The sequence below is a fragment of the Streptomyces sp. NPDC050145 genome (genome assembly GCF_044460245.1).
Lineage (GTDB): Bacteria > Actinomycetota > Actinomycetes > Streptomycetales > Streptomycetaceae > Streptomyces.
In genome coordinates, this window is record NZ_JBITJS010000018.1 from 152,931 (window position 1) to 178,323 (window position 25,393).

At 73.9% G+C, this 25,393-nt stretch carries 26 protein-coding genes; 8 read left to right on the forward strand and 18 right to left on the reverse strand.

What is annotated here, in order from left to right; translation table 11 throughout:
* Window positions 1-52 precede the first annotated feature (52 nt).
* Together ACIBTU_RS31285 and ACIBTU_RS31290 are read left to right on the forward strand one after the other, a co-directional pair.
* Window positions 53-1,186, forward strand: coding sequence for a hypothetical protein (locus ACIBTU_RS31285; RefSeq protein WP_399130003.1), 1,134 nt, complete (start codon window positions 53-55; stop codon window positions 1,184-1,186).
* 259 nt (window positions 1,187-1,445) lie between these two features.
* Entirely contained in the window at window positions 1,446-2,480 is a 1,035-nt protein-coding gene (locus ACIBTU_RS31290; RefSeq protein WP_399130004.1) for a phosphatase PAP2 family protein, read from the forward strand.
* Window positions 2,481-2,576: 96 nt separating this feature from the next.
* On the opposite strand, the gene ACIBTU_RS31295 is transcribed toward ACIBTU_RS31290, so the two are convergent.
* The 5 genes from ACIBTU_RS31295 to ACIBTU_RS31315 all read right to left on the reverse strand — a co-directional run bounded on the left by ACIBTU_RS31295 (window position 2,577) and on the right by ACIBTU_RS31315 (window position 7,248).
* Entirely contained in the window at window positions 2,577-2,792 is a 216-nt protein-coding gene (locus ACIBTU_RS31295) for an I78 family peptidase inhibitor (protein WP_188339754.1), read from the reverse strand.
* Window positions 2,793-3,148: 356 nt separating this feature from the next.
* Entirely contained in the window at window positions 3,149-3,979 is an 831-nt protein-coding gene (locus ACIBTU_RS31300) for a hypothetical protein (protein ID WP_399130005.1), read from the reverse strand.
* Window positions 3,976-5,223, reverse strand: coding sequence for a glycosyltransferase family 4 protein (locus ACIBTU_RS31305; protein WP_399130006.1), 1,248 nt, complete (start codon window positions 5,221-5,223; stop codon window positions 3,976-3,978). Before ACIBTU_RS31305 ends, ACIBTU_RS31300 begins: the two co-directional genes overlap by 4 nt.
* 212 nt (window positions 5,224-5,435) lie before the next feature.
* Window positions 5,436-6,746 carry an ABC transporter substrate-binding protein gene (locus tag ACIBTU_RS31310; protein ID WP_399130007.1) on the reverse strand — a complete coding sequence of 437 codons (1,311 nt, stop codon included), beginning with the start codon at window positions 6,744-6,746 and terminating at the stop codon, window positions 5,436-5,438.
* Window positions 6,721-7,248: a hypothetical protein gene (locus ACIBTU_RS31315; protein WP_399130008.1), complete on the reverse strand. Its 528-nt coding sequence runs from the start codon at window positions 7,246-7,248 to the stop codon at window positions 6,721-6,723. Before ACIBTU_RS31315 ends, ACIBTU_RS31310 begins: the two co-directional genes overlap by 26 nt.
* Window positions 7,249-7,392: 144 nt before the next feature.
* Between ACIBTU_RS31315 and ACIBTU_RS31320 the strand changes: the two genes are divergently transcribed.
* From ACIBTU_RS31320 to ACIBTU_RS31330, 3 genes are read left to right on the forward strand one after another with little or no spacing between them, the layout of a single operon-like run.
* Window positions 7,393-7,857, forward strand: a complete 465-nt coding sequence (locus tag ACIBTU_RS31320) for a hypothetical protein (RefSeq protein ID WP_399130009.1) — start codon at window positions 7,393-7,395, stop codon at window positions 7,855-7,857.
* A 3-nt stretch (window positions 7,858-7,860) separates the two neighbouring features.
* Complete coding sequence (locus tag ACIBTU_RS31325) at window positions 7,861-11,361, forward strand: ATP-binding cassette domain-containing protein (protein ID WP_399130010.1); 3,501 nt, start codon at window positions 7,861-7,863, stop codon at window positions 11,359-11,361.
* Window positions 11,358-12,035, forward strand: a complete 678-nt coding sequence (locus tag ACIBTU_RS31330) for an ATP-binding cassette domain-containing protein (protein ID WP_399130011.1) — start codon at window positions 11,358-11,360, stop codon at window positions 12,033-12,035. Before ACIBTU_RS31325 ends, ACIBTU_RS31330 begins: the two co-directional genes overlap by 4 nt.
* Window positions 12,036-12,053: 18 nt before the next feature.
* Here the strand turns inward: ACIBTU_RS31330 and ACIBTU_RS31335 are convergent, their stop codons facing one another.
* A complete protein-coding gene (locus ACIBTU_RS31335; protein WP_399130012.1) occupies window positions 12,054-12,620 on the reverse strand; it encodes a transglycosylase family protein in 567 nt (188 codons plus the stop codon).
* Between the two features lie 172 nt (window positions 12,621-12,792).
* On the opposite strand from ACIBTU_RS31335, the gene ACIBTU_RS31340 reads away from it, so the two are divergent.
* Entirely contained in the window at window positions 12,793-13,575 is a 783-nt protein-coding gene (locus tag ACIBTU_RS31340; RefSeq protein WP_399130013.1) for a hypothetical protein, read from the forward strand.
* A 197-nt stretch (window positions 13,576-13,772) separates the two neighbouring features.
* Complete coding sequence (locus tag ACIBTU_RS31345) at window positions 13,773-14,042, forward strand: hypothetical protein (protein ID WP_399130014.1); 270 nt, start codon at window positions 13,773-13,775, stop codon at window positions 14,040-14,042.
* A 38-nt stretch (window positions 14,043-14,080) separates the two neighbouring features.
* Here ACIBTU_RS31345 and der read toward each other — a convergent pair whose 3' ends face one another.
* The 6 genes from der to ACIBTU_RS31375 form a co-directional block, all read right to left on the reverse strand.
* Window positions 14,081-15,556 (reverse strand): ribosome biogenesis GTPase Der, encoded by a 1,476-nt coding sequence (gene der, locus ACIBTU_RS31350; RefSeq protein ID WP_399130016.1) that lies wholly within the window; start codon window positions 15,554-15,556, stop codon window positions 14,081-14,083.
* Between the two features lie 78 nt (window positions 15,557-15,634).
* Window positions 15,635-16,282, reverse strand: coding sequence for a 1-acyl-sn-glycerol-3-phosphate acyltransferase (locus ACIBTU_RS31355; RefSeq protein ID WP_188339742.1), 648 nt, complete (start codon window positions 16,280-16,282; stop codon window positions 15,635-15,637).
* The gene (gene cmk / locus ACIBTU_RS31360; protein WP_399130017.1) at window positions 16,279-16,959 is read right to left on the reverse strand and encodes a (d)CMP kinase; all 681 of its coding nucleotides are present in this window, start codon (window positions 16,957-16,959) and stop codon (window positions 16,279-16,281) included. The genes ACIBTU_RS31355 and cmk overlap by 4 nt, the downstream gene beginning before the upstream one ends.
* A gap of 116 nt (window positions 16,960-17,075) precedes the next feature.
* Window positions 17,076-18,161, reverse strand: coding sequence for a prephenate dehydrogenase (locus ACIBTU_RS31365; protein WP_399130018.1), 1,086 nt, complete (start codon window positions 18,159-18,161; stop codon window positions 17,076-17,078).
* Window positions 18,158-18,520, reverse strand: a complete 363-nt coding sequence (gene aroH, locus ACIBTU_RS31370; protein WP_399130019.1) for a chorismate mutase — start codon at window positions 18,518-18,520, stop codon at window positions 18,158-18,160. The genes ACIBTU_RS31365 and aroH overlap by 4 nt, the downstream gene beginning before the upstream one ends.
* 124 nt (window positions 18,521-18,644) lie before the next feature.
* Window positions 18,645-19,094: a YidB family protein gene (locus ACIBTU_RS31375; protein ID WP_399130020.1), complete on the reverse strand. Its 450-nt coding sequence runs from the start codon at window positions 19,092-19,094 to the stop codon at window positions 18,645-18,647.
* A gap of 99 nt (window positions 19,095-19,193) precedes the next feature.
* On the opposite strand from ACIBTU_RS31375, the gene ACIBTU_RS31380 reads away from it, so the two are divergent.
* Window positions 19,194-19,883 carry a DNA polymerase beta superfamily protein gene (locus tag ACIBTU_RS31380; RefSeq protein WP_399130021.1) on the forward strand — a complete coding sequence of 230 codons (690 nt, stop codon included), beginning with the start codon at window positions 19,194-19,196 and terminating at the stop codon, window positions 19,881-19,883.
* Here the strand turns inward: ACIBTU_RS31380 and ACIBTU_RS31385 are convergent.
* The 6 genes from ACIBTU_RS31385 to ACIBTU_RS31410 form a co-directional block, all read right to left on the reverse strand.
* A complete protein-coding gene (locus ACIBTU_RS31385) occupies window positions 19,863-20,639 on the reverse strand; it encodes a DNA polymerase beta superfamily protein (RefSeq protein WP_399130022.1) in 777 nt (258 codons plus the stop codon). The two genes, ACIBTU_RS31380 and ACIBTU_RS31385, sit on opposite strands and share 21 nt — an antisense overlap.
* Complete coding sequence (locus ACIBTU_RS31390; RefSeq protein WP_399130023.1) at window positions 20,636-21,661, reverse strand: ADP-ribosylglycohydrolase family protein; 1,026 nt, start codon at window positions 21,659-21,661, stop codon at window positions 20,636-20,638. Before ACIBTU_RS31390 ends, ACIBTU_RS31385 begins: the two co-directional genes overlap by 4 nt.
* Window positions 21,658-22,440, reverse strand: a complete 783-nt coding sequence (locus ACIBTU_RS31395; protein ID WP_399130024.1) for an NUDIX hydrolase — start codon at window positions 22,438-22,440, stop codon at window positions 21,658-21,660. The genes ACIBTU_RS31390 and ACIBTU_RS31395 overlap by 4 nt, the downstream gene beginning before the upstream one ends.
* Window positions 22,441-22,570: 130 nt before the next feature.
* On the reverse strand, window positions 22,571-23,710 hold the full coding sequence (locus ACIBTU_RS31400; protein WP_399130025.1) for a pseudouridine synthase: 1,140 nt from the start codon (window positions 23,708-23,710) through the stop codon (window positions 22,571-22,573).
* Window positions 23,711-23,721: 11 nt separating this feature from the next.
* Window positions 23,722-24,354 (reverse strand): SMC-Scp complex subunit ScpB, encoded by a 633-nt coding sequence (gene scpB / locus ACIBTU_RS31405; RefSeq protein WP_399130026.1) that lies wholly within the window; start codon window positions 24,352-24,354, stop codon window positions 23,722-23,724.
* Window positions 24,351-25,379, reverse strand: coding sequence for a segregation and condensation protein A (locus ACIBTU_RS31410; RefSeq protein WP_399130027.1), 1,029 nt, complete (start codon window positions 25,377-25,379; stop codon window positions 24,351-24,353). Before ACIBTU_RS31410 ends, scpB begins: the two co-directional genes overlap by 4 nt.
* Window positions 25,380-25,393: the final 14 nt, after the last annotated feature.

A 25,393-nucleotide genomic window follows, 5' to 3' on the forward strand; every position in this document is an offset into this window, starting at 1 on the left:
GGACCGGGCCCGGCCTGCGGCGACCCGGAGCCGGGCCCCGATAATCGGGGCCGTGACGGACGACGATCGACGAAGCCGGCCCTCCCCGCGCCGGGCCGCTCCGGCCCTGCTCGGATACGCGGGCGTGCGCGCGGCCGGCCTGCTGGCCCTCGCCCTGTGGAGCGCCGCGGCGGGCAAGAGCCCGCACACGCTGCTGACCGCGCGCTGGGACTCGCTCTGGTACACCCGGGTCGCCGAGCACGGCTACGGCTGGTCGGTGACGCTGCCCGACGGGAGCGTCCACTCCAATCTGGCGTTCTTCCCGCTGCTGCCGTGGCTGGAGCGGGGCGTCGCGGCGCTCTCCCCTCTCTCGTACGCGGACGCGGGCCTGCTGGTGAGCTGGCTCGCCTCGCTCGGCGCGGCCTGGGGGATCTTCGCGGTCGGTGACCGGCTGTACGGGCGCCGGGCCGGAGTGTGTCTGGCGGTGCTGTGGGGGGCGCTGCCGGTCGGGATCGTGGCGTCGATGGCGTACAGCGAGGCCCTGTTCACGGCGCTCGCGGCCTGGGGGCTGTACGCGGTGCTGCGGGAGCACTGGGTGAGCGCGGGCCTGCTCGCGGCGGCGGCCGGTCTGACCCGGCCGATCGGCGCGGCCGTGGTGGCGGCGGTGTGGGTGGCGGCCGCGCTGTGGGTCCGGCGGGAGCGGCGGGTGCCGTGGCGGCTGGTGCTGGGGGTGCTGCTGGCCCCGGCGGGCGCGGCGGCGTACGTACTGTGGGTGGGCCGGCGCACGGGCGGCGGCCTGTTCGGCTATCTGGACGTGCAGGAGCAGTGGGGGAACGGGTTCGACGGGGGCGTGGCCTTCGCCCGCTTCGTCGCCGACAAGTTCACTTCGCCGCTCGGCGCGCTCGCGGGAATCGGCCTGATCGTCGGGGTGGCGCTGGTGATCTGGCTCTACGTGGCCGGGGTGCGGCAGGGCCAGCCGGCGCCGCTGCTCGTCTACACGGGGATCGTCGTGGCGCTCGCGCTGTGCGCCTCGGGGTACTTCGGGTCGAAGCCGCGGCTGCTGCTGCCCGCGTTCCCGCTGCTGCTGCCGCTCGCGGTGGCCCTGTCCCGGTGGCGGACCGGCAGGTCGGCGGTGATCCTTGGGGCACTGACCCTGGTCTCGGCGGTGTACGGGGCGTTCTGGCTGAACGGTTCCGGCCCTCCGTGACCGTCCCCGACCGTCCTCGACCGGCTCCGGCGGGCCCGATGAGCGGACAGAGAATTCCGTGCCAGCAACCGGTGAACACTTTCATAATCGCCCCGGAACGAGCCGTGGAAAACGATCACTGAATTCCGCGGGCCTTCTCTCCGCGGTTACCGGAATCCGTGGAATAGACGGCATCCTGAGATCAATCCCACATCACATCGTCATCACAAAGCCACTGTTTCGCCCTGGTCCGCCGCGCGCCCGCTGTAGCGTCGATTGGGTGCGTACCGAACGAAACCTGACCCGGCGCGTCGAGCGGGTCTTCGCCCGGCTCGACCGCGAGCCCGAACGGCCGGTCATCCTGGACCCACCCAGGATGAGCCGGCACCGGGTCGTGCTCTTCGGGCTGACCCTGTCCTTCTACCTGGCCATCGTGGTCGCCGTCCTGGCCACCACCCGCCTGGTGGAGTTCGACTGGGAAGTCATGTTCTTCCGGCCGTACCAGCAGTGGCCGGAGGTGCACGCGTTCCTCGACTACTGGGTGGTCCTGGGCCAGCGCGGACCGACTGCCGTGATGGTGACGGCCTGGCTGGGCTGGCGCTCGTGGCGCCAGCACACGCTGCGCCCGCTGCTGATGTTCGGTGCCGCACTGCTGCTGCTCAACCTGACGGTGGGCGCGGCCAAGCTCGGCATGGGCCGCCTCGGCCCGCACTACGCCACCGTGATCGGCTCGAACGAGATGTGGCAGGGCGGCGATATATTTCCGTCCGGCCACACGGCGAACGCGGTGGTGACCTGGGGCATCCTGGCCTATCTGGCCTCCACGCCCTGGACCCGCCGCTGGCTGTCCGCGGCCTCCGCGGTGATCTCCCTCAGCGTGGGCCTCACGACGGTCTACCTCGGTACGCACTGGCTGAGCGACGTCCTGCTGGGCTGGGCCGCCGGCCTGCTGATCCTGCTCGCGCTCCCCTGGTGCGAGCCGCTGGTCGCCCGGGTCGAGGCGGTCGTCCTGGCCCTGCGCGACCGGCTCCGTTCGGGCCGTGGCGCCACGGCGCCGATGCCGGTGCCGCAGCCCGTCCCGGTCGCCGCGATGGAGCCCGCCCGGGCTCCGGCGCCCGCCGACGAGGTCCGCACGCACGAGCCGGTCACCGCGCGTCCGGGCCGGCACGGCACGCTGCTGCCGCCGGGCCCGCACACCCCGCGCGGCGAGCGCACCCCGGCCACGCCGACGGGCAGCCGCCGGCCGACCACGGAGCGGGTGCCCCGGGTCGGCGCCCTGAAGGGACGAGGGGAGCTGCGCGAGCAGCCTCAGTGACGAGACGGCGGGCCCCGGTACGCACAGCCGGCCCGCATGCGAAGGGCCCCGGAACCATGAGGTTCCGGGGCCCTTCGCATGTCCGGGCGGTCCGGGTCAGCCCTTCCAGGAGCGCGTCACGGTGCCGTCCGTGACCTCCAGATTGAGGCGTCCTGCGAGGTACTCCATGGTGATGATCGCGCCGGGCGGCAGCTGCCGGACGGTGGACCAGCCGCGGCCGCGCGCCTGGCGCTCGGCCTCCTGGGCGTCGAGTCCGACATACGCGTCGGGGCTGTCCTGCGGGTCTGCGGGCGGGGTCGGAACGGGTGCCATGCGGCCACCGTAGGCGGTTCGCCCGGGCGGCGCCAGGCCCGGCCGCCGCCCCCTCGACGGGTTCGTACGGTCACGCTTTCGTCACAAGATCACGACAGTCTCGTGCCTCGAACTTCCTCACACGATCGGGCGGTTCCGTTCGCCCGAAACGGTTCTTCCCAGGACTCCGCGGCGGCCGGAATCGGGAATTCCATGAGCTCCCCGGCGCATTCCCACACCTTCTGAATCCCGAATTCACGGGACGCGTCCGGCGCGCGTTTCCAGCCACCCGCCTCGCATTCCCGAATTACCGAAGACGCGGGCCGCACGGGCGAGTTGGGGCCCGCGGGAATTGCCCGGAACGGAATGGGGACGGGTCAGGCCGTGGCGACCAGAACCGACAGGTCGTTGTCCACCGTGTAGTACGGGCTCGCCGTCAGCTCACGCCCGGCGGCGCTCACCCGCGCGGCCGGATAGGTGAAGATCGGCTTCTTGTCGGCGACGTCGTCGAGCAGCCGGGCCACCCGCACCTCGGGGCCCTGCGGACCGGCCGGCCGCAGCCACACGTCCCAGCGTCCCGCGTCCAGCTCCGCGTACCCGATCCGCAGGGTGAACGCGGCCCCGTCCGCGGACAGCTCCCCCGTGCGGATCTCCCCGGCCGCCTCCCGGGAGCGCAGCTCGGCGCGGGCCCCGGCCGCGAAGGCGGTGCCGTAGAGCCGGCCGCGCACGGTCAGCTCGCCGTCCTCGATGAGCAGCTCGCCGGCCTCGGCGTGCGGGGTGCGCAGCCAGCTGCGGACCGTGAGGTTGCCGTGCTTGGTGGCGTACGGGATGCGGACGGCGACATGACCGCGCGAGCCGCTCGGCGCCCGGTCGACCAGGGAGCGCAGATCGTTCACGCCCGGCATCAGCCGCACCGGCTGCTCCCCGGCCACCTGCGCGTACGCGTCCCAACGGCCCTCGGGCAGCCCGACACCTATGGGCAGCGAGGCGCGCAGCCGGCCGTCCCCGGCGGGGGCGAGGGGCAGCCGCACCTCCTCGCCGCCCGCGCGGTCGATCAGCACGAGGTGTGCCGGGTCGTGCGCCCCGTGGTCCGAGACGTCGAAGGTGAGGCCGCCGGCGGAGTCGGCGATGCAGTCGGCGCGGGGCGGCAGGCCCGCCGTCCGGTCGTCGGAGCCCGAGGTCGGTGCGGGTACGGCCAGCGGAGTCATGCGGTGCGCCCCTTCGCCTGTGAGGTGAACGCGTTCCGTACGGCGTAGGCGCCGTCGAGGAGGGAGCCGCGGGCCCGCTGGAGCAGGCCGACGCGGCCGCCGCGCGCGGTGAGCGAGCCGAACAGGGTCTCGTAGCGCTCGGCGATCCGGGCCGGGTCGAAGCGCTCGGATTCGGTGAGCGCGCGGGCCGCCATGCGGTGGCGCAGCTCGTCGTCGTTGATGAGTTCCAGCAGGCCGCGCGCGATCGCGTCGACGTTGCCGACCTCGACGAGGCGTCCGTCGACACCGTTGTCGATGATCTCGCCGGGGCCGTGCGGGCAGTCGGTGGCGACGACCGGCAGGCCACAGCGCATGGCCTCGACGATCGTCATGCCGAAGGACTCGAAGGTCGAGGTCACCGCGGCGACGGAACCTTTCGCCCACTCCGGCTCGATGGGGTTGGCGGGGCCCATGAGGAACACGTGGTTGTACAGGCCGAGTTGGTCGATGAGGTGGCGCAGCTTGTCCTTCTGCTTGCCGCCGCCGTAGATGCGCAGCCGCCAGTCGGGGCGCTCGGCGCGCACCTTGTCGAAGGCCTTGATGAGGAGGTCGTAGCGCTTGACCGGGGCGAGGCGGCCGGCCGCGACGACCCACTTGCCGTTGCCGTCGGCGGGGGCGACGCCGGGCGCGGGCACCGGGTTGGGCAGGGCCGTGATCCGGACGCCGGGCAGCCGCATCCGCTCGCGGTAGGCGCGCGCGTCGGCCTCGGTGGTCGTGGTGAGGGCGTCGAGCCGCGGGTACACGGCGCGCAACTGCCGTACGAGGGCGGGCGAGTGCGTGTCGAGGGTGAGGTGCTCCTGGCCGATGCGCAGCGGGCCGCGCCGGGTCTGGCGGGCCAGGTGCACGTTCAGCCCCGGGCGGGTGCCGACGACGACGTCCGCCTCGACGCTCCCCAGGTGCTCGGCGATGCGCCGGTCGGTGAGCGCGCTGTACTGCGCGTAGCGGCCCTCGGCGCGCGGGAAGAAGCTCGCGGGCCGGTGGTACTCGGGGTCGTCGCCCTCGTAGCCGGGGCTGTCCTTGCGGATGTCGACCAGGTGACGCACCCGCACGCGCGGGTCGGTGGCGAACACCGGCTGGTCGCGATGCCGGAAGACGGACACGACCTCGACCTCGTGCTGCTCGGCCAGGGTGTTGGCGAGGTTGTACGTGGTGCGGATCGTCCCTCCGATCCCGTACGCATTGTGAATCAGGAAAGAGATCTGCATGCGTCCCCGTATCCCACCATTCCTCGCGGTCAGCCCCGGTCAGTCCCAACAGGTCACATCAGTCTGAACAGCCCGGGTCCTCCGCCTACCGCATGGTTAGACAGGGATGCCCCGACGAGGGTTGTTCTTCATCATCATCTTGTTCCAGAAGAGTTGCCGGATCGGAAGCCGACATCGGGAACCTTTTCGTCAATCCATCCATTAGGAGGACGTCATGGCTGGTAGGCGAGCTGCGGGACGTCGAAGCACGTCCGCGTCATGTCACCGTTCTGGGTGACCCAGCCACGCCCGTCGACCCAGCGGGCGACCGACAGACACGTGTGGCGCGTCGCCGGCGGCTCCGGCAGCGGGCGGTAGGTGACCGGCAGCAGCAGTCCGTGGGCGGTGTAGGGCGCGGCGCGGTTCATGAAGCGGTCGACGCACGCGCGGGTGACGCCGTCGCCGTGCGTCACGCAGGAGCGGGCCGCGTCCGTGAACCACAACGCGGCCGCCCAGCCCTCCAGTTGCCACTGGGAGTGCGTCTTCAGGTGCTTCGTGCCGTCGCGGAAGGCGCGGACGGCCGGGTGCCCGGTGTCCTCGTAGTTGCGGCTGGAGCCGGTGGCCCACAGGGAGTCGCGGCAGTGCGGGGCGTTCTTGTAGTCGGCGGCGACGGTCGAGGACCAGTTCTGGACGTTGGTGACCTTCGCGGTGACCCGGACCCCGGCCCGGTCCATCGCGTCGCACAGCCGGGCGTTGCCGTGCGCGTCGATCGCGTCGAAGACCAGGTCGGCCTTCTGGCTCTTCAGATCGGCGGCGACGGCGCGGAAGTTGGGCAGCGCGAAGTCGACCTGCTCGGGCACCACCTTGTAGCCCTCGGCCTCCAGACCGCGCGTCACGAGGCGGGCGTAAGCGGCCGACGCGGCCTGGTTGTAGGAGACGACGGCGGCGGTGCGGGCGCCCTTCTCCCGCTTGAAGTAGCGGTAGACCTCGGTACCGCCGTACAGCGTGCCGTCCCAGCCGGGGGTGCCGTCGCGCGGCGCGGAGCTGCCGTAGATCCCGTACAGGTGCGGGTAGGTGTCGTAGGCGGGACCGATGGGCTGGCCGCCGATGTCGGGGACGCCGGCCCGGGAGACGCGGGCCGCGCCCGCGTAGTCGAGCGAGGTGGTGGCGACCAGGGCGACGACCTTCTCCTCGTCGACGAGGCGGTGGACGCAGGTGTTGTTGCCGACGCCGCTGCCGCCGTCGTCGCACAGGTGCGCCTCCACGCGGCGGCCGCCGATGCCGCCGTGCGCGTTCAGTTGCGCGAAGTAGGCCTGGGCGCCGTCGCGGGTGTCGGTGAAGGTGGCGCCGCCGACGGGGCTGGTGGCGCTGGTGATGATGCCGACGCGGATCGGGGCGGCGGTGTCCGCCGGGGCGCGGCTCGTGCGGCCGCTCTCGAAGGCGCTCTCGGGCAGCCGGGAGCCGCAGGCCGCGACCGCGAGCAGCATCGCGGTGAGGACGAGGGCGAGGGCGGGGGCCTCAGCAGCCCGGCGCGGCCGACGCATTCTCGCTCAGCTGGACCAGGGCGCACAGCGTCTTGACCGACACCTTCCAGGTGCCGTCCTGCTCGACGGAGGTGCCCTTGGCGTCCGGCAGCACCGTGGCGCCCTTCAGCGACAGCGAGTACGTCACGTCGGCGCCGGTCGGCGAGGTGAAGGTCACCTTCGTGACGTCGGCGGAGACCTGCTGGCCGCGCTGGTCGCCGTTGAAGCCCTGGAGGACCTGCCGCATCTGCTGCCCGTTCTCCAGCACGGCTTCCTTCTCCTTGAGGGAGACGGCCGGGTCGAAGAACTTCTCCCAGTTCTCCTTGATCTCCTTGCGGGCCGCGGCCGGGTCGGCCGGGGCCGTCGCCGAGGGGGTCCGCGAGGCGGGGGTCGGGGGGTTGGTGCCGGCTCCCCCGCTGTCGTCGCTGCACGCCGCGAGGGCCGGTCCGAGCACCAGCGCACCGGCGAGGGCGAGCGCGGCGCCGCGCCCGCGGCCCGTTCTGATCCTGCTCCCGAGAACCATCTGGCTCACCACCGGGTATCGGTCCGGGCCTGTCCTGCGCCCGGTGCTTTCAGGGTCGGCTTCCAGAAGGCATAGTGCAAGCGATCGCCGGACAGGACCAGACACCTGCACGCGCCCGGGGCCGTGCGACGACGGGGAGCCACGATGCGGACGGTCGGACCACGCTCGGTGCACCCGGCCGCGTGGGCGGGGCTCGCCGCGCTCGCGGCGGGGGCGGTGCTCTGCGCGATCGGCTGGTACGGGGTGTCCGGCGAGCGGTTCGCCGAGCGGCAGCTGCCGTATCTCGCCTCCTGCACGGTGCCGGGCGCGGCCCTGATCGTCGCGGGCGCGGTGCTCCTCACGTACGGGCGCGGCGCGCTCGCCGCGTCGCGGGTGGAGCGGCTGTACGAGCTGCTCGTGGTGACCGGGGCGCCGCCCCGCGCGGAGGCCGGCGCCGGTCCGCTGGCCACCAGTGACGAGCTGCGGACGGTGCCGGACGGCACGCTGTGGCACCGGGCCGACTGCCCGCTGGTGGAGGGCCGGGCCGACGCGGCGCCCGTCGACGCGGCGGGTGCCGTGGAGCGGGGGCTCGCCCCGTGTCCGCTGTGCGAGCCTCCCGCCGGGAGCTGAGGCGTGGCCTCCCTGACGTACGAACTGACGCTCGCCGGCCTGTCGGTGGGCGCGGCCGCGGCGCTGACCGGGGTGGGCCTCGTCGTCACGTACCGGGCGACGGGCGTGCTCAACTTCGCGCACGGGGCCATCGCCATGTTCTGCGCCTACGTGCTGCGGCAGCTCGTGGTGGTGTGGGACTGGCCGCTGTGGGCGGGCGCCGCGCTGGTGCTGCTGGGGGTGGCGCCCGCGCTCGGGCTCGCCCTGGAGCGCGGGGTGTTCCGGCCGCTCGCGGTGTCCGGGAACGATCCGGCACAGACGCTGGTCGCGTCGATCGGCGTGTTCGTGCTGCTCGTGGGTGCGGCGGCGCTGCTGTGGGGCACGGGTGCGCAGGAGGACGCGCCGGTGCTGATCGCGGCCGACCCGTGGGGACAGCTCGCGGTGGTGTGCGCGGTCGCGGTGACGGTGTGGGCGGTGACCCGGCTGACCCGGTTCGGCGGGGAGCTGCGGGCGGTGGTCGACGACCGGCGGCTCGCGGTGCTCGGCGGGGTCGACGCGGACCGGGTGGCGGCGGTGGGCTGGGCGTTCGGCGCGTGCACGGCGGGTCTGACCGGGGTGCTGCTCGCCCCGTACGTGCGGCTCGACCCGTACGGGCTGCCGCTCCTGGTGATGGAGGTCGTGGCCGTCGCGGTGGCGGCGCGGATGCGGTACCTGTCGGTCGCGGTCGGGGTGGCCCTCGCCGTCGGGGTGGCGCAGAGCCAGCTGACGCGGCTGCATCCGGGCGGCTGGGCGCAGCCGCTGCTCCAGGCGGTGGGGGCGAACCTGTTCGTGGTGGCGCTGCTCGTCGCCGCGCTCGTGCTGCCGGCGGTCGGCGGGGCGGGGGCGCTGTCGCGGGCGGCGACGCGGCGGGTGGTGCCGGCGCCGCCGGGGGCGTGGCCGGTGGCCGGGGTGCTGTTCCTGCTGCCGCTCGGGTTCGCCGGGTCGGACCTGCACACGGCGGTCCAGGTGCCGGCGCTCGCGCTGATCCTGCTGTCGCTGGTCGTGGTGACCGGCCGGGCGGGGCAGCTCGCGCTGGGACAGGGGGCGTTCGCGGGGCTCGGGGCACTGTTCGCGGTGCTCCTCTCACTGGGCCGCTTCCCGGGCCTGCCCCAACTACCGGGTCTGGCCGCGCTGCTGCTCGCCGTTCTCCTGGTGGCGCCACTCGGTCTCCTCACCGCGCTGCCGGCGATCGGCCGGCACGGCCTGGCGCTCGCGCTGGCCACGTTCGCGGTCGGGGTCGGGGTGAGCCGCTTCGTGTTCGCGCAGCCGTACGCGGCGTCGGGCCTGGTCCCGCCCCGCCCTGCGGGCCTCGCCGACGACCGCGCGTTCTACGCCCTCGAACTGGTCCTGCTGTGCGGGGCGTTGCTCGTGGTCCGCCAGGTGCGCCGGGGCCGGGCCGGACGGGCGCTGGCCGCGCTGCGGGACGACGAGGCGGGGGCGGCCGCGGCGGGTGTCCCGGTGGCCGCGCTGAAGGTGGCGGCGTTCGTCCTGGCCGCCGCCCTGGCAGCCCTCGGCGGCGCCCTCCTCGCCTTCGGCCTGCACTCCTTCGACCCGGCCTCCTTCGACCCGGTCCGTGGCCTGCTCTGGTTCGCCGCGATCGTCGTCCTCGGCGCGGACGGCCCCCTCTCCGCCCTCCTCGGCGCGGCCCTCCTGGTCGGCCTGGACGCGGGCACCCGCGGCGGCGTGGCAGCGGCGACCATCGGCCTCCTGGCCGTCCTGGTGGGCCGCTTCCCGGAGGGCCCGTACGCGGCGGTGCGCTCCTTGTCGACACGGGCCCGGGGCCGCGGGCGGCTGACCGAGCGGGGTGCGGCGGTACGGGTCCGGCTCGGGCGGGGCGGCGGGGGACCGGGGACGGAACGGGCGGAACCGGGAGCGCGGGGCGGGGGGCCGGGCGGTCTCGGTGCGGGGGCAGGCGGAGCGGAAGTGAGGCCGGGGGCGGGCGGAGCGGACGTGAGGCCGGGGGCGGACGGAGCCGACGCGGAGCCGGGGGCGGACGGGGCCGACGTGAGGTCACCAGCGGGTGGGTCCGACGTGAAGCCCGAGGCGGGCGCAGCCGACGCGAAGCCAGAGACGAGCGGCACCTACTCGGAGCCGAGGGCGGACGGGGCCGACGCGGGACCGGCAGCCAGCTGCGCCGACGCGGGACCAAGGGCGGACGGCGCCGACATGAGGTCACAGGCAGGCGGAGTCAACGCGCAGCCCGAAGCGCGCGCAGCCCACACGAAGCCAGGGGCAAACCGGGCCGACGCGGGACCGGGGGCGGACGGGGCCGACGCAGGACCGGGAGCCAGCGGAACCGACATGAGATCACAGGCGGGCGGAGCCGACGCGGGACCGGCAGCCAGCAGCGCCGACGCGGGACCAAGGGCGGACGGCGCCGACATGAGGTCACAGGCAGGCGGAGCCGACGCGCACCCCGAAGCGGGCGCAGCCCACGCGAAGCCAGAGACCAGCGACGCCTACACGAAACCGAGGGCGGACGGAGCCGACGCGGGGCCGGCAGCCAGCAGCGCCGACGCGGGACCAAGGGCAGACGGCGCCGACATGAGGTCACAGGCAGGCGGAGCCGACGCGCACCCCGAAGCGCGCGCAGCCCAAACGAAGCCAGAGACCAGCGACGCCCACGCGGAGCCGGAGGCGGACGGAGCCGACGCCGGACCGAGGGCGGGCGGCGCCGACGCGCGGCCGGGGGCCAGTGGCACCGACGCGGGACCGAGGGCGGACGGCGCCGACGCCGGGCCGGGAGTGGGCGGAGCCCCTCCCACTCCTCCCCCGGCCCCGAACACCCCCGCCGAATCGCCCGGCAGGGCCCCCGTGTTGGCCTGTGCCGGGGTCGTGGTGCGGTTCGGGGGGCGGGTGGTGCTGGACGGGGTCGGGGTGCGGGTGGAGGCGGGGCGGGTGGCCGCGGTCGTGGGGGACAACGGGGCCGGGAAGAGCACTCTGTTCCACTGCCTGGCGGGGACGCTGCGGCCGGACGCGGGGCAGGTGTGGTTCGGGGGGCGGGACGTGACGCGGACGGCGGCGCACACGCGGACGCGGCTGGGGGTGGCGCGGACGTTCCAGCAGCTCGTCGTGTTCCCGTCGCTCAGCGTCGGGGACAACATCCGGGTCGGCGCCGAGCAGGGCCGCGTCCGTGACCCCGGGGCCACCGCGCGGCTGCTGCGGCTGCTCCGGGTGCCCGACGGGCGGCGTACCGACGACCTGTCCACCGGGATGCTGCGCCGGGTCGAACTGGCCCGCGCGCTCGCCGGACGCCCGCACGTCCTGCTCCTCGACGAACCCACCGCCGGGCTGGACGACGCCGAAGTGGACGAGCTGGCCCGGCTGTTGAAGGCCCTGGCCGCGGACGGCACGGCGCTGCTGATCGTCGAGCACGACCTGGAACTGGTGGCCGCGCTGGCCGACACCGTGCACGTACTGGACGGCGGACGGATCGTCGCGTCCGGTCCGCCCGGCGAGGTGCTCCCCGCGAGGGCCGGCCGATGAGGCGCGGCGTCGAACTGCGGGGCGCCCACGTCCACTACGGCCCGCTGGAGGCCCTGCACGGCGTCACCCTCGCGGCCCCCGCGGGCGCGCTCACCGTGCTCCTCGGCCGCAACGGCTCGGGCCGCACCACCGTGCTGCGCGCGCTCGCCGGCACCGTCGCGCTGTCCGGCGGGGCCGCGCTGTGGGACGGCCGGGACGTCACGGGTCACACCGCGCGCGCCCGCGCGGCGGCGGGGCTGCGCTTCGTCCCCGACCGGCAGGCCGTGCACGCGGGGCTCGGCGTGACGGACAACCTCCGCCTCGCCGCCCCCGACGGCGACCTCTCCCCCGCCCTCGACGCCTACCCGGAGCTGCGCCCGCTGCTCGCCCGCCGCGCCGGCACCCTCTCCGGCGGCGAGCAACGCATGCTGGCCCTGGCCCGCGCCCTGCTCGCCCGCCCCCGCGTCCTCCTCCTCGACGAACCGGCCCAGGGCATGTCGCCCCGGCTGGCGACCCGTACGTACGAGCTGCTGCGCGGCCTCGACGCCTGCGTGGTGCTGGCCGAGCAACGCTTGCCGCGGGCCCTGCGCGGTCCGGCGACCGGGAGCGGGCGCCCGGTGCTCGTGTACGGGCTCGGCCGCGGCACCGTCGTCTTCCGCGGCGAGCCCGGCGACCCGCACCTCCCGGACGCCTGACGCGGGGCTGCCGGAGGGTCAGGGGAGCTTGAGCATCATGCCGACGACCAACCGGTTCGGATCGGCCCCGATCGTCTTGCGGTTGGCCGCGTACAGGGCCTCCCAGCCGCCCCGGACCTTGAAACGGACGGCCACGGCGCCCAGCGTGTCGCCGGGCTGCACGAAATGGGCCCGCCCACTGAGCCCGTACCGCTTCGCGCACACCGGCCAGGCGCCCCAGCCCTGGACACGGACCACGTCCTCGGCGACCTTGATCTGTTCCTCGCGGGTGGCGAGGTCGGCGCGCGGCGCGTACTTCAGGCCGCCGAACGCCTTCCAGGTCGCCTGCCAGAACTGCAGGCCGCCGTAGTACGAGTTCCCGGTGTTGGCGTTCCAGCGGCCGCTGCTCTCGCAGTCGGCGACGCAGTCCCACGGCCACGTGCCCTTGGTGCAGACGCGGGGCGCACTGAACCCGCCGGGCCCCGGGGCGGGCGGCGGGACGGCCGCGGCGTGCGCGAGGTCCAGGGTCAGGCCCAGGGGAAGGAGCGCGCCCAGCAGGGCCGCCGCACAGCGCCGCGCGGCGGGCGTCACGGGGATCAGATGCATCGCGTCACGCTACGCAGCGCCGCGCCGGGCGCGGCCGTGCCGCGCCGCGCCCGGCGCGGCCCCACCCGGTCGGCGGACCTGCGCTTTTGTACGGGATGCGTGACCCAGGCGGCCGGTCACCCGTTGTCCCTTCATCAGCACTCACAGCGAGACCGATCCTGAGGAGCCACCCGTGCCGCGCTTGCTCGACGTCAGTGACGACGTACGCGCCGAGATCGGCGACGAAGAAGCCGACCGGCTGCTCGCCGGGGACAACGCCCCGGGCAGCTACGACTGCACGTCCTGCCGTACCCCGGGCGACACCCAGCAGGAACGGACCAGCACCGTCCTGTTCGTCGGCGACGAGACCGCCGTGCTCGCCTTCGCCCACGCCGCCTGCCTGCCCTCGCAGGTCGTCCAGGTCAACGAGGACCAGTTGCAGGGCGCCGTCCAGTCGCTCGGCTCCCCCGGCGCGGACGCGTCGGCCGAGGCGCCGCCCGCGCAGGCCGTGCTCGGCGTGACCAGCGGCCTGATCCTGATCAACGGCGATCTGCACCCCGCGCTCGTCGTCGAGCCGACCGGCCCGATCTCCCGCCCCGGCGCGCAGTCCGGCGGCGACGACTTCCTGCCGCTCCTGATCGAGCAGGGCTTCATGCCGTTGCCGGAGCTGGCGCAGGCGCCGCGCTCGCTGCCCGGCTGGTCGGTGCTGCTGGCGATGGGCCGGCTGCACGCGGTCCTGCAGCCCGGCACCGGCGGCGCGCCCGGGCAGGTCGCCTGGTGGCAGGCGCACCAGCCGCTCGTGGTGACGGAGGGCTGGCGGGCCGCGGCGAACAAGACGCAGACCGTGCTCGTCTTCGCCGCCCCGGTCGGCTCGATCGGCCGCCAGCCCCGCGAGGATCTGCTGCGCGACGCGCTCGACAAGGCCGCGGCGAACGGGCGCCTGGTCGCCGCCGCGATGCCGCTCGCGGGCACCTGAGCCGCCGGCCGCGCACTCCCCGTAGGACCCGCACGACCCGGCCCCCGCCGAATCCGCCGCTCAACGCCCCTGACGCCCCGCAAAAGCCGAGGCCAAGGGCGCATCCGACGGGGGACCGGGTCGTTTGCACGTATGTGCACCCATACGACCTCACCTCAGCCCCGCGGCGTCAGCCGTACCCGACGCCGATCCCGTCGATGCGGCCCTCGCAGCCCCCGGCGGGCGGCCGCTCGGCCACCCCGATCTACGACGCGCTGTACGCGGAGTACCGCCGCTCCTTCCGGGCCCTGCCGGGCGATCGCAGCGGCGAGGAGGAGCTGGGGTTCACCTCGTTCGGGGCGGGCATGTACGGCTCGCGGCACCACACCCCGCCGCAGCTGTGGCAGACGAGCAGCGGGCGGCACGCCGGTCCGGGAGTCTCGCTCCCGGCCGCCCTGCCGCCCGCTCCGCGCCGCGAGCACCACTGAGGTACCCGGCGCGGCCGTAGCTCTCGCCGTTACTTGTTCTACTTGTTCCTGCCGCGCTTCTCCCGCACCCGCACGGAAATGTGGATCGGCGTCCCCTCGAACCCGAACTCCTCGCGCAGACGCCGCTCCACGAAGCGCCGGTAGCCCGCCTCGATGAAGCCGGAGGCGAACAGCACGAACCGCGGCGGCTTGGTGCCGGCCTGCGTGCCGAACAGGATGCGGGGCTGCTTGCCGCCGCGGACCGGGTGCGGGTGGGCGGCGACCAGCTCGCCGAGGAAGGCGTTCAGGCGGCCGGTGGGGACACGGGTCTCCCAGCCGTCCAGCGCCGTCTCGATCGCCGGGACGAGCTTCTCCATGTGGCGGCCGGTACGCGCCGACACGTTGACCCGCGGGGCCCAGGCGATCTGGGCGAGCTCGGTGTCGATCTCGCGCTCCAGGTAGTAGCGCCGCTCCTCGTCGAGGGTGTCCCACTTGTTGAACGCGACGACGACCGCGCGGCCGGCCTCGACCGCCATCGTCACGATCCGCTGGTCCTGGATGGAGATGGACTCGGAGGCGTCGATCAGGATGACCGCGACCTCCGCCTTCTCGACGGCCGCGGCGGTACGCAGCGAGGCGTAGTAGTCGGCGCCCTGCTGGAGGTGGACGCGCTTGCGGATGCCCGCCGTGTCGACGAACTTCCACACGACACCGCCGAGCTCGATCAGCTCGTCGACCGGGTCGCGGGTGGTGCCCGCCAGCTCGTTGACGACGACGCGCTCCTCGTTGGCGACCTTGTTCAGGAGCGAGGACTTGCCGACGTTCGGGCGGCCGATCAGGGCGATGCGGCGCGGGCCGCCGACGCCGGTGGCGCCGAAGGTCTGCTGCGGCGCCTCGGGCAGCGCCTCCAGGACGGCGTCGAGCATGTCGCCGGTGCCGCGGCCGTGCAGCGAGGAGACGGGGTGCGGCTCGCCGATGCCGAGGGCCCACAGGGCGGTGGCGTCGGCCTCGCCGCTGGGGCCGTCGACCTTGTTGGCGCACAGCACGACGGGCTTCTTGGCCTTGCGCAGCAGGCGGACGACGGCCTCGTCGGTGTCGGTGACGCCGACCTTGGAGTCGACGACGAAGACGACGGCGTCGGCGGTCTCGATGGCGTACTCGGCCTGGGCGGCCACGGACGCGTCGATGCCGAGGACGTCCTGCTCCCAGCCGCCGGTGTCGACGACCTTGAAGCGGCGGCCCGCCCACTCGGCCTCGTACGTGACGCGGTCGCGGGTGACGCCCGGCTTGTCCTCGACGACGGCCTCGCGGCGGCCGATGATGCGGTTCACCAGGGTCGACTTGCCGACATTGGGGCGGCCGACGACGGCGAGGACGGGCAGCGGGCCGTGGCCCGCCTCCTCGATCGCGCCCTCGACGTCCTCGACGTCGAAGCCCTCCTCGGCCGCGAGCTCCATGAACTGGGCGTACTCAGCGTCGCCGAGCGCGCCGTGATCGTGCTCCGCGCCGCCCTCGGGCTGGATCTGGTCGTTCATGAAGTCCGTACCTCGTCGTTCATCGTGGTGATCGGTGCCCGCGCCCGTTCGGGGCGCGCGCACTACTGAAAGTCTCGCTCAGCGCCCGGTCAGGCGCCTGGCATTCTCCAGGTGGGCGGTGAGCCGGTCCTGGATGCGCACGGTCGCCTCGTCCAGCGCCTTGCGCGTGCGGCGGCCGCTGCCGTCGCCCGCCTCGAAGGGGTCGCCGAAAACGACGTCGACCCGGCTGCGCAGCGGAGGCAGCCCCTTTATCAACCGTCCGGGCCGGTCGGTGCTTCCCAGCACCGCGACCGGGACGATCGGAGCGCCGGAGCGCACCGCGAAGTACGCGAGCCCGGCCCGCAGCGAGGCGAAGTCGCCCTCGCCCCGGGTGCCCTCGGGGAAGATCCCGAGGACGCCGTCGTTCCGCAGGACGTCGAGGGCGCGGGTGACGGCGGTGCGGTCCGTGCCGGTCCGGTCCACCTTCACCTGGCCGATGCCGTCGAGGAAGCGGCCGAGCGGTCCGACGAACGCCTCCTGCTTGATCAGGAAGTGCGCCGGGCGCGGGGCCACGCCCATGACCATGGGCCCGTCGATGTTGTGCGCGTGGTTCACGGCGAGGATCACCGGGCCGCTCGCGGGGACCCGCCAGGACCCCAGCACGCGCGGCTTCCACAGCCCGTACATCAAGCCGACGCCGATGCGCCGTCCGACCTCGGCGCCGCGCTCGGAGGGAGCGTCGCTCACCGGGAGGCCCGCTTCTCCTCGACCAGCGTGACGACGCACTCGATGACCTGCTGCAGCGTGAGGTCGGTGGTGTCGACCTCGACGGCGTCGCCGGCCTTGGCCAGCGGAGACGTCTTGCGGCTGGAGTCGGCCTTGTCGCGCGCCACGAGGGCCTCCTGCGTCGCCTTCACGTCGGAGCCCTTGACCTCGCCGGAGCGGCGGGCGGCGCGGGCCTCGGGCGAGGCGGTCAGGAAGATCTTGAGGTCGGCGTCGGGCAGCACCGTCGTACCGATGTCCCGGCCCTCGACGACGATGCCCTGCTCGGCCGAGGCGGCGATGGAGCGCTGCAGCTCGGTGATCCGGGCCCGCACCTCGGGGACGGCGCTGACGGCGCTGACCTGGGAGGTGACCTCGGTCGTACGGATGGGGCCCGCCACGTCGGTGCCGTCCACCGTGATGGTGGGGCCGGACGGGTCGGTGCCGGAGACGATGTCGGCCTTGCCCGCCACCGCGGCGACGGCGGACGGGTCGCTCAGGTCGATGCCGTTGTTCACCATCCACCAGGTGATCGCCCGGTACTGGGCGCCGGTGTCCAGGTAGCTCAGCCCGAGCTGCGCGGCGACGGCCTTCGAGGTGCTCGACTTGCCCGTGCCGGAGGGTCCGTCGATGGCGACGATCACGGCTGCCGGGGTTTCCATGGGTGACGGACACCTTTCTCAGTGCACGGGGGCATGCGGACGAGGCGCGGACACGCCCCGCACAAGGTTACTGGCTCTGAGAAGCGACTCTTACGGGCACCTCGTACCGCCGCCTCTCACTGGCGCATGGCCCAGCCCCGCTCGCGCAGCGCGGCGGCGAGCTTGGGCGCGGCCGCGGGCTGCACCATGAGCTGGATGAAACCGGCCTGCTGCCCGGTCGCGTGCTCGATCCGTACGTCCTCGATGTTGATCCCGACGGCGCCGGCGTCCGCGAAGATGCGAGCGAGCTCACCCGGCTGGTCGGAGATGAGGACGGCGACGGCCTCGTACGTGGCGGGGGCGGCGCCGTGCTTGCCGGGGACCCGGGCCTGGCCCGCGTTCCCCTTGCGCAGCATCGTCTCGACGCCCTCGACGCCCTCGCGGCGCTTGTCGTCATCGGAGGACTGCAGCGCGCGCAGCGCCCGTACCGTCTCGTCGAGGTCGGCGGAGAGGTCGGTGAGCAGGTCGGCGACGGGGCCCGGGTTGGCGGAGAGGATGTCGATCCACATGCGCGGGTCGGAGGCGGCGATCCGGGTGACGTCGCGGATGCCCTGGCCGCAGAGGCGGACGGCGGCCTCCTCCGCGTTCTCCAGGCGGGCCGCGACCATGCCGGAGACGAGGTGCGGCATGTGCGAGACGAGGGCGACGGCCCGGTCGTGGGCGTCGGCGTCCATGACGACGGGCACGGCCCGGCACAGGGCGACCAGTTCCAGGGCGAGGTTGAGGACCTCGGTGTCGGTGTCCCGGGTCGGGGTGAGCACCCAGGGCCGGCCCTCGAAGAGGTCGGCGGTCGCGGCGAGCGGGCCGCTGCGCTCGCGGCCGCTCATGGGGTGCGTGCCGATGTAGGCGGTGAGGTCGAGGCCGAGCGCCTCCAGCTCGCGGCGCGGGCCGCCCTTGACGCTGGCGACGTCGAGGTAGCCGCGGGCGACGCCGCGGCGCATGGCGTCGGCGAGCTGCTGCGCCACGTGCGCAGGCGGTACGGCGACGAGGCACAGGTCGACGACGCCTTCGGGGGCCTCGGCGCTGCCGGCGCCGAGCGCGGCGGCGGTGCGGGCCTGGTCCGGGTCGTGGTCCTCGAGGTGCACGGCGACGCCGCGTGAGGCGAGCGCCAGGGCGGCGGAGGTGCCGATGAGGCCGGTGCCGATGACGAGTGCGGTTCTCACTGGGCGATGTCCTTGCGCAGGGCGGCCGCGGCGCCGAGGTAGACGTGCGCGACCTCGGACTTGGGCAGCTCGGTGTCGACGTGCGCGAGGAGGCGGACGACGCGCGGCATGGCGCCGGCGATGTCGAGCTCCTGGGCGCAGATCAGCGGGACGTCCACGATGCCCAGGCCGCGGGCGGCGGCCGCGGGGAAGGCGGAGTGCAGGTCGGGGGTGGCGGTGAACCAGATGGAGATCAGGTCGTCGCCGGTCAGCCCGTTCCGCTCCAGGACGGCGGTGAGCAGCTCGCCGACCTGCTCCTCCATGTGCCCGGCGTCGTCCCGTTCGAGTTGGACCGCGCCCCGGACCGCTCGTACCGCCACCGTGTCACTCCTTGATCCCGCGTACGTTCTGCCATCGCCCAGCGTAATCGCGCCGGTGCGACACGACGCGCGGCGCCCGTCTGTCGAGACGGGCGCCGCGCGTCGTGGGGCGTGCGTACGGGGATCAGAGGCGCTGTTCCTTGACGAGGTCCTCCAGGGAGGCCCCGGAGGGCACCTGGCCGTCGGGGGTGAGCCGGTCGACGGCCTGCGGGAGCTGTCGGGCCACCTGCTGGGCGGCCTCCTCGCGGCTGACGCCCGCTTCGGCGGCGACCTTGTCGAGGGTCTCGTCGGGGACGGCCTGCTTGACCTGCTCGGGGCTGAGCGGCTGGTTGTCGCCGGTGCCGATCCAGGAGTCGAGCTGCCCCTGGTCGCCGAGGCCGGACTTCGTGATCATGTCCATCAGGCCGCCCAGCGGGTTGGAGCCGGCCGAGCCGCCTCCGGTCCTGCCCGCGAGCACGCTCTGCAGCAGCGAGCCGAGGACGTTGGCCCCCGCCCCGCCTCCGCCGCCCGCCGCGCCCTGGCCGCCTCCGCCGAGGAGACCGCCGAGCAGACCGCCCAGATCCATTCCAGCCATGACCTTGTGCCTTTCGGAGTGCCGCAGACGACCACCTCAATGTCACCCGGGCCGCCCCCTGCCGCCACTCGGTGCGACCGGCGCTCGTAGGCTCCGGGCATGGAACCGGAGCAGCTGGTGCGCGATCACACGGTGTACGCGTGCGTGATGGGTTCGCGGGCCTTCGGTCTGGCCACGGAGGGCAGCGACACGGACCTGCGGGGTGTGTTCCTGGCGCCGACGCCGCTGTTCTGGCGCTTCGAGAAGCCGCCGACGCATGTGGACGGGCCGGCCGAGGAGCAGTTCTCCTGGGAGCTGGAGCGGTTCTGCTCGCTGGCGCTGCGCGCGAACCCGAACGTGCTGGAGTGTCTGCACTCGCCGCTCGTGGAGCGGATCAACGACACAGGGCGTGAGCTGCTCGGCCTGCGCGACGCGTTCCTGTCGCGGCAGGCGCACGACACGTTCGCCCGGTACGCGCTCGGTCAGCGCAGGAAGCTGGAGGCGGACGTGCGCACGCACGGCGCCCCGCGCTGGAAGCACGCCATGCACCTGCTGCGGCTGCTGGCCTCGTGCCGCGATCTGCTGCGCACCGGGGAGCTGGTGATCGACGTGAGCGGGCAGCGCGAGGAGCTGCTCGCGGTCAAGCGCGGCGAGGTGCCGTGGGCGGAGGTCGAGCGCAGGATGACCGCGCTCGCGGCGCAGGCGGAGGAGGCCGCGGCGCGCACCCCGCTGCCGCCGGAGCCGGACCGGGCCCGGGTCGAGGCGTTCCTCGTCCGGACCCGGCGGGCGTCAGCGCTGGAGTCCCTCTAGCCGTACCCGGGTGATCAGGTCGTCCAGGGCGTCGTACGCGCTCGGCTCGTCCGGCAGGGTGCTCGCTGCCTGCGCGGCATCGAGTTCCAAGTGCAGCGCCTCGATGTCGGCGGCGGCCCGCTCGGACGGCAGGTCGGTGCCACCGTGCTCGGCGGCGGCCTTCGCCTCGATCAGCTCGGGCAGATAGCCGGGGGCGTCCACGGCCTCGAGCAGGGTGGGCAGATGGGCCTCGACGCGGCCGGTGCGCATGAGGTGGATGCCGGTGAGCAGGACGCGGAAGGTGTAGAGCAGCGGCTTGAGTTCGCGCGTCTTCTCGTGGAGCCGCCACTGGGTGCCGGCGAAGCCGCGGTAGTGGTGGGCGTGGTGCCGGGTGAGGGCGCCGGGGGCGAGCGCGACGAGTTCGGCGTGCGCGGGGCCGGTGTGCACGACGAGCGGCGAGAGCAGCTGCTCCAGCACGTAGCCGTTGCGGCGCAGCATGAGGCGGACGAACTTGCGCAGGTCGTGGGTGACGAGGTCCATCTCGATCCCGTCCTTGTCCCACATGCGCGAGCGCGTCTCGTCCGGTTCGCGCAGTCCTACGAGCGCCTGCGGCGGCAGCAGGTGGACGCCGCGCAGGTCGACGTCGGAGTCGCGGGACGGGAAGCCGTACAGGTGGGCGCCGGAGACGGTCGCGAAGAGCAGCGGGTCCGTCTGGTCGGCGACGATCGCGGTGAGGTCGGCGCCCTCGGGCAGTCCGGCGTCGGCGAGGACGGTCACAGGGTGCCCCCGTCCCAGGCGGCGCCGATCGCGAGGAGTTCGTCGCGGTGCTCGACCCGCTCGACCCAGTCCGCGGGCCAGGCGTCGGCGCCGAGGTGGGCGCCCGCGAAGGCGCCGGTGAGGGCCGCGATCGAGTCGGAGTCGCCGGAGGTGCAGGCGGCGCGGCGCAGGGCGAGGACGGGCTCGTCGACGAAGAGCAGGAAGCAGAACAGGCCGGTGGCGAGGGCCTCTTCGGCGATCCAGCCGGCGCCGGTGGCGAGGCAGGGGTCGACCTCGGGGTTGGCGTCGCGCAGGGCGGCCTCAAGCTTTTCGAGCACGGCGAGGCACTCGTCCCAGCCGCGGGTGACGAAGTGCTCGGGGTCCGGGTCCTGGGAGCCGCGCCACAGGTCGCCGAGCCAGTCCTCGCGGTAGACGGTGCGGCTGCGCAGGGCGTGGGAGCGCAGCTGTCCGACGAGGCCGGTGGGGTCGACGCCCTCGGCGAGGAGCTGGACGGCCCGTGCGGTGAGTTCGCTCGCGGCGAGGGCGGTGGGGTGGCCATGGGTGAGGGCGGACTGCAGCTGGGCGGCGCCGGAGCGCTGTGCGTCGCTGAGGCCGGGGACGAGGCCGAGCGGGGTGACCCGCATGTTGGCCCCGCAGCCCTTGGAGTGGATCTGGGTGGCCTGGTGCCAGTGGCGGTCGCTGTCCAGGAGGCGGCAGGCGGTGAGGCAGGTGTTGCCGGGGGCGCGGTTGTTGTCGGGCGAGTGGTACCAGTCGACGAACTCCTCGCGCAGCGGCCGCTCGAACCGCTTCGGGCCGAGGGTGCCGCGCCCCATGCCGGTGCGCAGGGCGCGGGCGACGGCGAGCGCCATCTGCGTGTCGTCGGTGATGTGGGCCCGCGGCCGGGGCAGGTCCATGTCCCGCCAGGGGCCGAGCTTGGCGAGGATCGAGGGGACGTCGTTGAACTCGGTCGGGAAGCCGAGCGCGTCCCCGAGGGCGAGGCCGAGGAGGGACCCGGTGGCGGGGTTCTTGGTCGGGGTGGTCATCGGCGGGTTCCCTCCGTGGGAGCGGGCTCGGGTGCGGGGCGCAGCAGCGGCGGGTGGAGCGAGTCGGCGCCGCCCCCTCGGTAGAGCGCGGCGGGTTTGCCGCGGCCGCCGGTGAGCCGGGAGGCGCCGGGGATCTGCGCGACGAAGCCGGGCGTCGCGAGGACCTTGCGCCGGAAGTTCGCGGGGTCGAGCTCGGTGCCCCAGACGACCTCGTAGACGTGGCGCAGCTCGCCGAGGGTGAACTCGGGCGGGCAGAACGCGGTGGCGAGGCAGGTGTACTCGAGCTTGCCGCCGATCCGCTCGTGGGCGTCGGCGAGGATCCGGTCGTGGTCGAAGGCGAGGGGCCCGTGGGCTCCGGTGTCCTGGCCGCCGTACGGGATCCAGGCGGCGCGGGCCGCGTCGCCGCCGCCGTGCGCCTGCGGGGCGTCGGGGACGAGCGCGGCGAAGGCGACGGAGACGACCCGCATCCTCGGGTCGCGCCGCGGGTCGCTGTAGGTGCGCAGCTGCTCCAGGTGCAGGCCCGCCACGTCGTCGAGCCCGGTCTCCTCGGCGAGCTCGCGCCGGGCCGCGGCCTCGGCGGACTCGTCGGGTCGCAGGAAGCCGCCGGGCAGGGCCCAGCGTCCGGCGTAGGGCTCCTGGCCCCGCTCGACGAGCAGGATGTGCAGGGTGCCGGAGCGGATGGTGAAGACGGCCAGATCGACGGTGACGGCGAAGGGCTCGTAGGCGTGCTTGTCGTAGGCCGGTGCGCTGGGTGCGACCGGTGTGTCGGTGCCGGGCATGCGGCGACCCCCTCCCGTTATTGGTCTACTTGACCTTAAAGGGAGAGGGTCGTCGCTCACAAGCCCTGCGGCGGACCTACCACCGACTTACCGCCGACTTACCGGGGTCTGCCCGGGACCTGTCTGCGGCCTAGAGGTCGACTTCCTGCATCAGCATGCCGACCTCGGTGTTCGACAGGCGGCGCAGCCAGCCGGACTTCTGGTCGCCGAGGGTGATCGGCCCGAAGGCCACCCGCACCAGCTTGTCGACCGGGAACCCGGCCTCGGCCAGCATGCGGCGCACGATGTGCTTGCGGCCCTCGTGCAGGGTCACCTCGACCAGGTAGTTCTTGCCGGTCTGCTCGACGACGCGGAAGTGGTCCGCCTTCGCGTACCCGTCCTCCAGCTGGATGCCGTCCTTGAGCTGCTTGCCCAGGTCGCGCGGGATCGGGCCGACGATGTGCGCGAGGTAGACCTTCTTCACGCCGTACTTCGGGTGGGTCAGCCGGTGCGCCAGCTCGCCGTGGTTGGTGAGCAGGATGACACCCTCGGTCTCGGTGTCGAGCCGCCCGACGTGGAACAGCCGCGTCTCGCGGTTGTTCGTGTAGTCCCCGAGGCACTGCCGGCCCTCGTTGTCCTCCATCGTGGAGACGACACCGGCCGGCTTGTTGAGCGCGAAGAACTGGTACGACTGCGTGGCGACGGTCAGACCGTCGACCTTGATCTCGTCCTTCTCGGTGTCGACGCGCATGCCCTGCTCGAGCACGATCTCGCCGTTGACCTCGACACGGGCCTGCTCGACGAGCTCCTCACAGGAACGCCGCGAGCCGTAGCCGGCCCGGGCGAGCACCTTCTGCAGCCGCTCGCCCTCCTGCTCGGCGCCGGGGAAGGTCTTGGGGAGGTTCACCTTCGGCTTGCCCGCGTAGCGCTCGCGGTTGCGCTCCTCGGCCCGCGCCTCGTACTCGCGCGAGGTCGCCGGGACCCAGCGCCCACGGCCCGTGGAGGACTGCTGGCCGCGCTTGGGGCCGCCCTTGGCGCCACCGCGCGCGGACGCGCCGCGGCCCGTCTTCGGGCCGTCCTGCGTGCCACCGGGGCCTACGTCGTAACGCCGCTCCTCGGGACGCGGCTTCTTCGGACGGCCGCTGCCGCCGCCGCCCTGCTTGTCATCGCGGTTGCTCCCGGCGCCACGGTAGTCACCGCGGCCACCGCTGCTCCCGCCGCGGCCGCCGCTGTTGCCACCACGGCTCCCGCCGTTGTTTCCGCTGCTGTTCCTGCCGCTGCTGCTTCGCATCAAGTTTCCGTCTAGTCGTCTGCGTGCTCGTACCCCGGCGCATCGGGTGCGTCCGGGTCGAACGACGGGACCCCTTCCAGCGTGTCCGCCTCGATCGCGTCCGCCTCGGGGAGGAAGGGCGCGAGCTCCGGGAGCTCGTCCAGGCCGCGCAGGCCCATCCGCTCCAGAAAGTAGTTCGTCGTCCTGTACAGGATCGCACCTGTTTCGGGTTCCGCGCCCGCCTCCTCCACGAGACCGCGCTGGAGCAGGGTCCGCATGACCCCGTCACAGTTCACCCCGCGCACCGCGGAGACCCGCGAACGGCTCACCGGCTGGCGGTACGCGACGACCGCGAGCGTCTCCAGAGCGGCCTGGGTCAGCCGCGCGACCTGCCCGTCGAGCACGAATCCCTCGACGGCGGCCGCGTACTCCGGCCGGGTGTAGAAGCGCCAGCCGCCCGCCACGGGGCGCAGCTCGAAGCCGCGGCCCTGGACGGTGTACTCGTCGGCCAGGGCGCGCAGGGCGTCCGCGACGGCCCGCTCGGGCCGCTGCAGGATCTTCGCGAGGTGCTTCTCGGTGGCGGGCTCGTCGACGACCATGAGGACGGCCTCCAGGGCGGGCTTGAGGTCGAGCCCCGCCACGCCGTCGTCCGGTACGGCACTCATACGGCCTCCTCCTGCTGCTCTCTCCCCGGTTCCTCCGGACTTTCCGACGCCCGGTCGAACTCGTCCGTCACGACGGGCTGCGCCTCGCCCTCGCCGCCGGTCCAGCGCACCAGGAGCTCGCCGAGGGCGGCCTCCTGGTCCAGGGCGACGGCCTTCTCCCGGTACAGCTCGAGCAGGGCGAGGAAGCGGGCCACGACCGTGAGCGTGTCGTCGGTGTCGGCCACGAGGTCCTGGAAGCTGGCCTCGCCGAGCTCGCGCAGCCGCGCCACCACGACCCCGGCCTGTTCCTGCACGCTGACCAGCGGGGCGTGGATGTGGTCCACGTAGACCTGCGGCTTGGGCCTGGGCTGCATCGCCTTCACGGCGAGCTTCGCGAAGCCCTCGGGGCCGATGCTGATCACGACGTCGGGCAGCAGTTCGGCGTGGTGCGGCTCGAGGCCGACGGTGCGCGGGTGGCGCCGCGCCTCGTCCTCGAACCGGGCGCTGAAGATGTCGGCGATCCGCTTGTACGCGCGGTACTGGAGCAGCCGGGCGAACAGCAGGTCCCGCGCCTCCAGCAGCGCGAGATCTCCCTCGTCCTCGACCTCGGCGGCGGGCAGCAGCCGCGCCGCCTTCAGGTCCAGCAGGGTGGCGGCGACGACCAGGAACTCGGTCGTCTGGTCCAGGTCCCAGTCCGGCCCCAAGGCCCGGAGGTGCGCCATGAACTCGTCGGTCACCTTGGACAGCGCGACCTCGGTGACATCGAGCTTGTGCTTGGCGATCAGCTGCAGCAGCAGATCGAAGGGGCCCTCGAAGTTCGCCAGCCGGACCGTGAACTTCCCGTCGTCGGCGCCGGGCTCCGGCTCCGACACGGGCTCCGGTTCCGGCGCCGGCTCGGATTCCGGCGCGGGCCGCGGCTCCGGCCCGGGCTCCTCGGCCACCGGCTCGGGCTCCGGCTCTCGCGGTGGAGCCGCCGCCGCGCCGCGGCCCAGCACGCGTCGGGGCGGGCGCTCGGGCGGGGCGGGGCTCGGATCGTTCTCAGGCATCAAGGCCGGAGGCT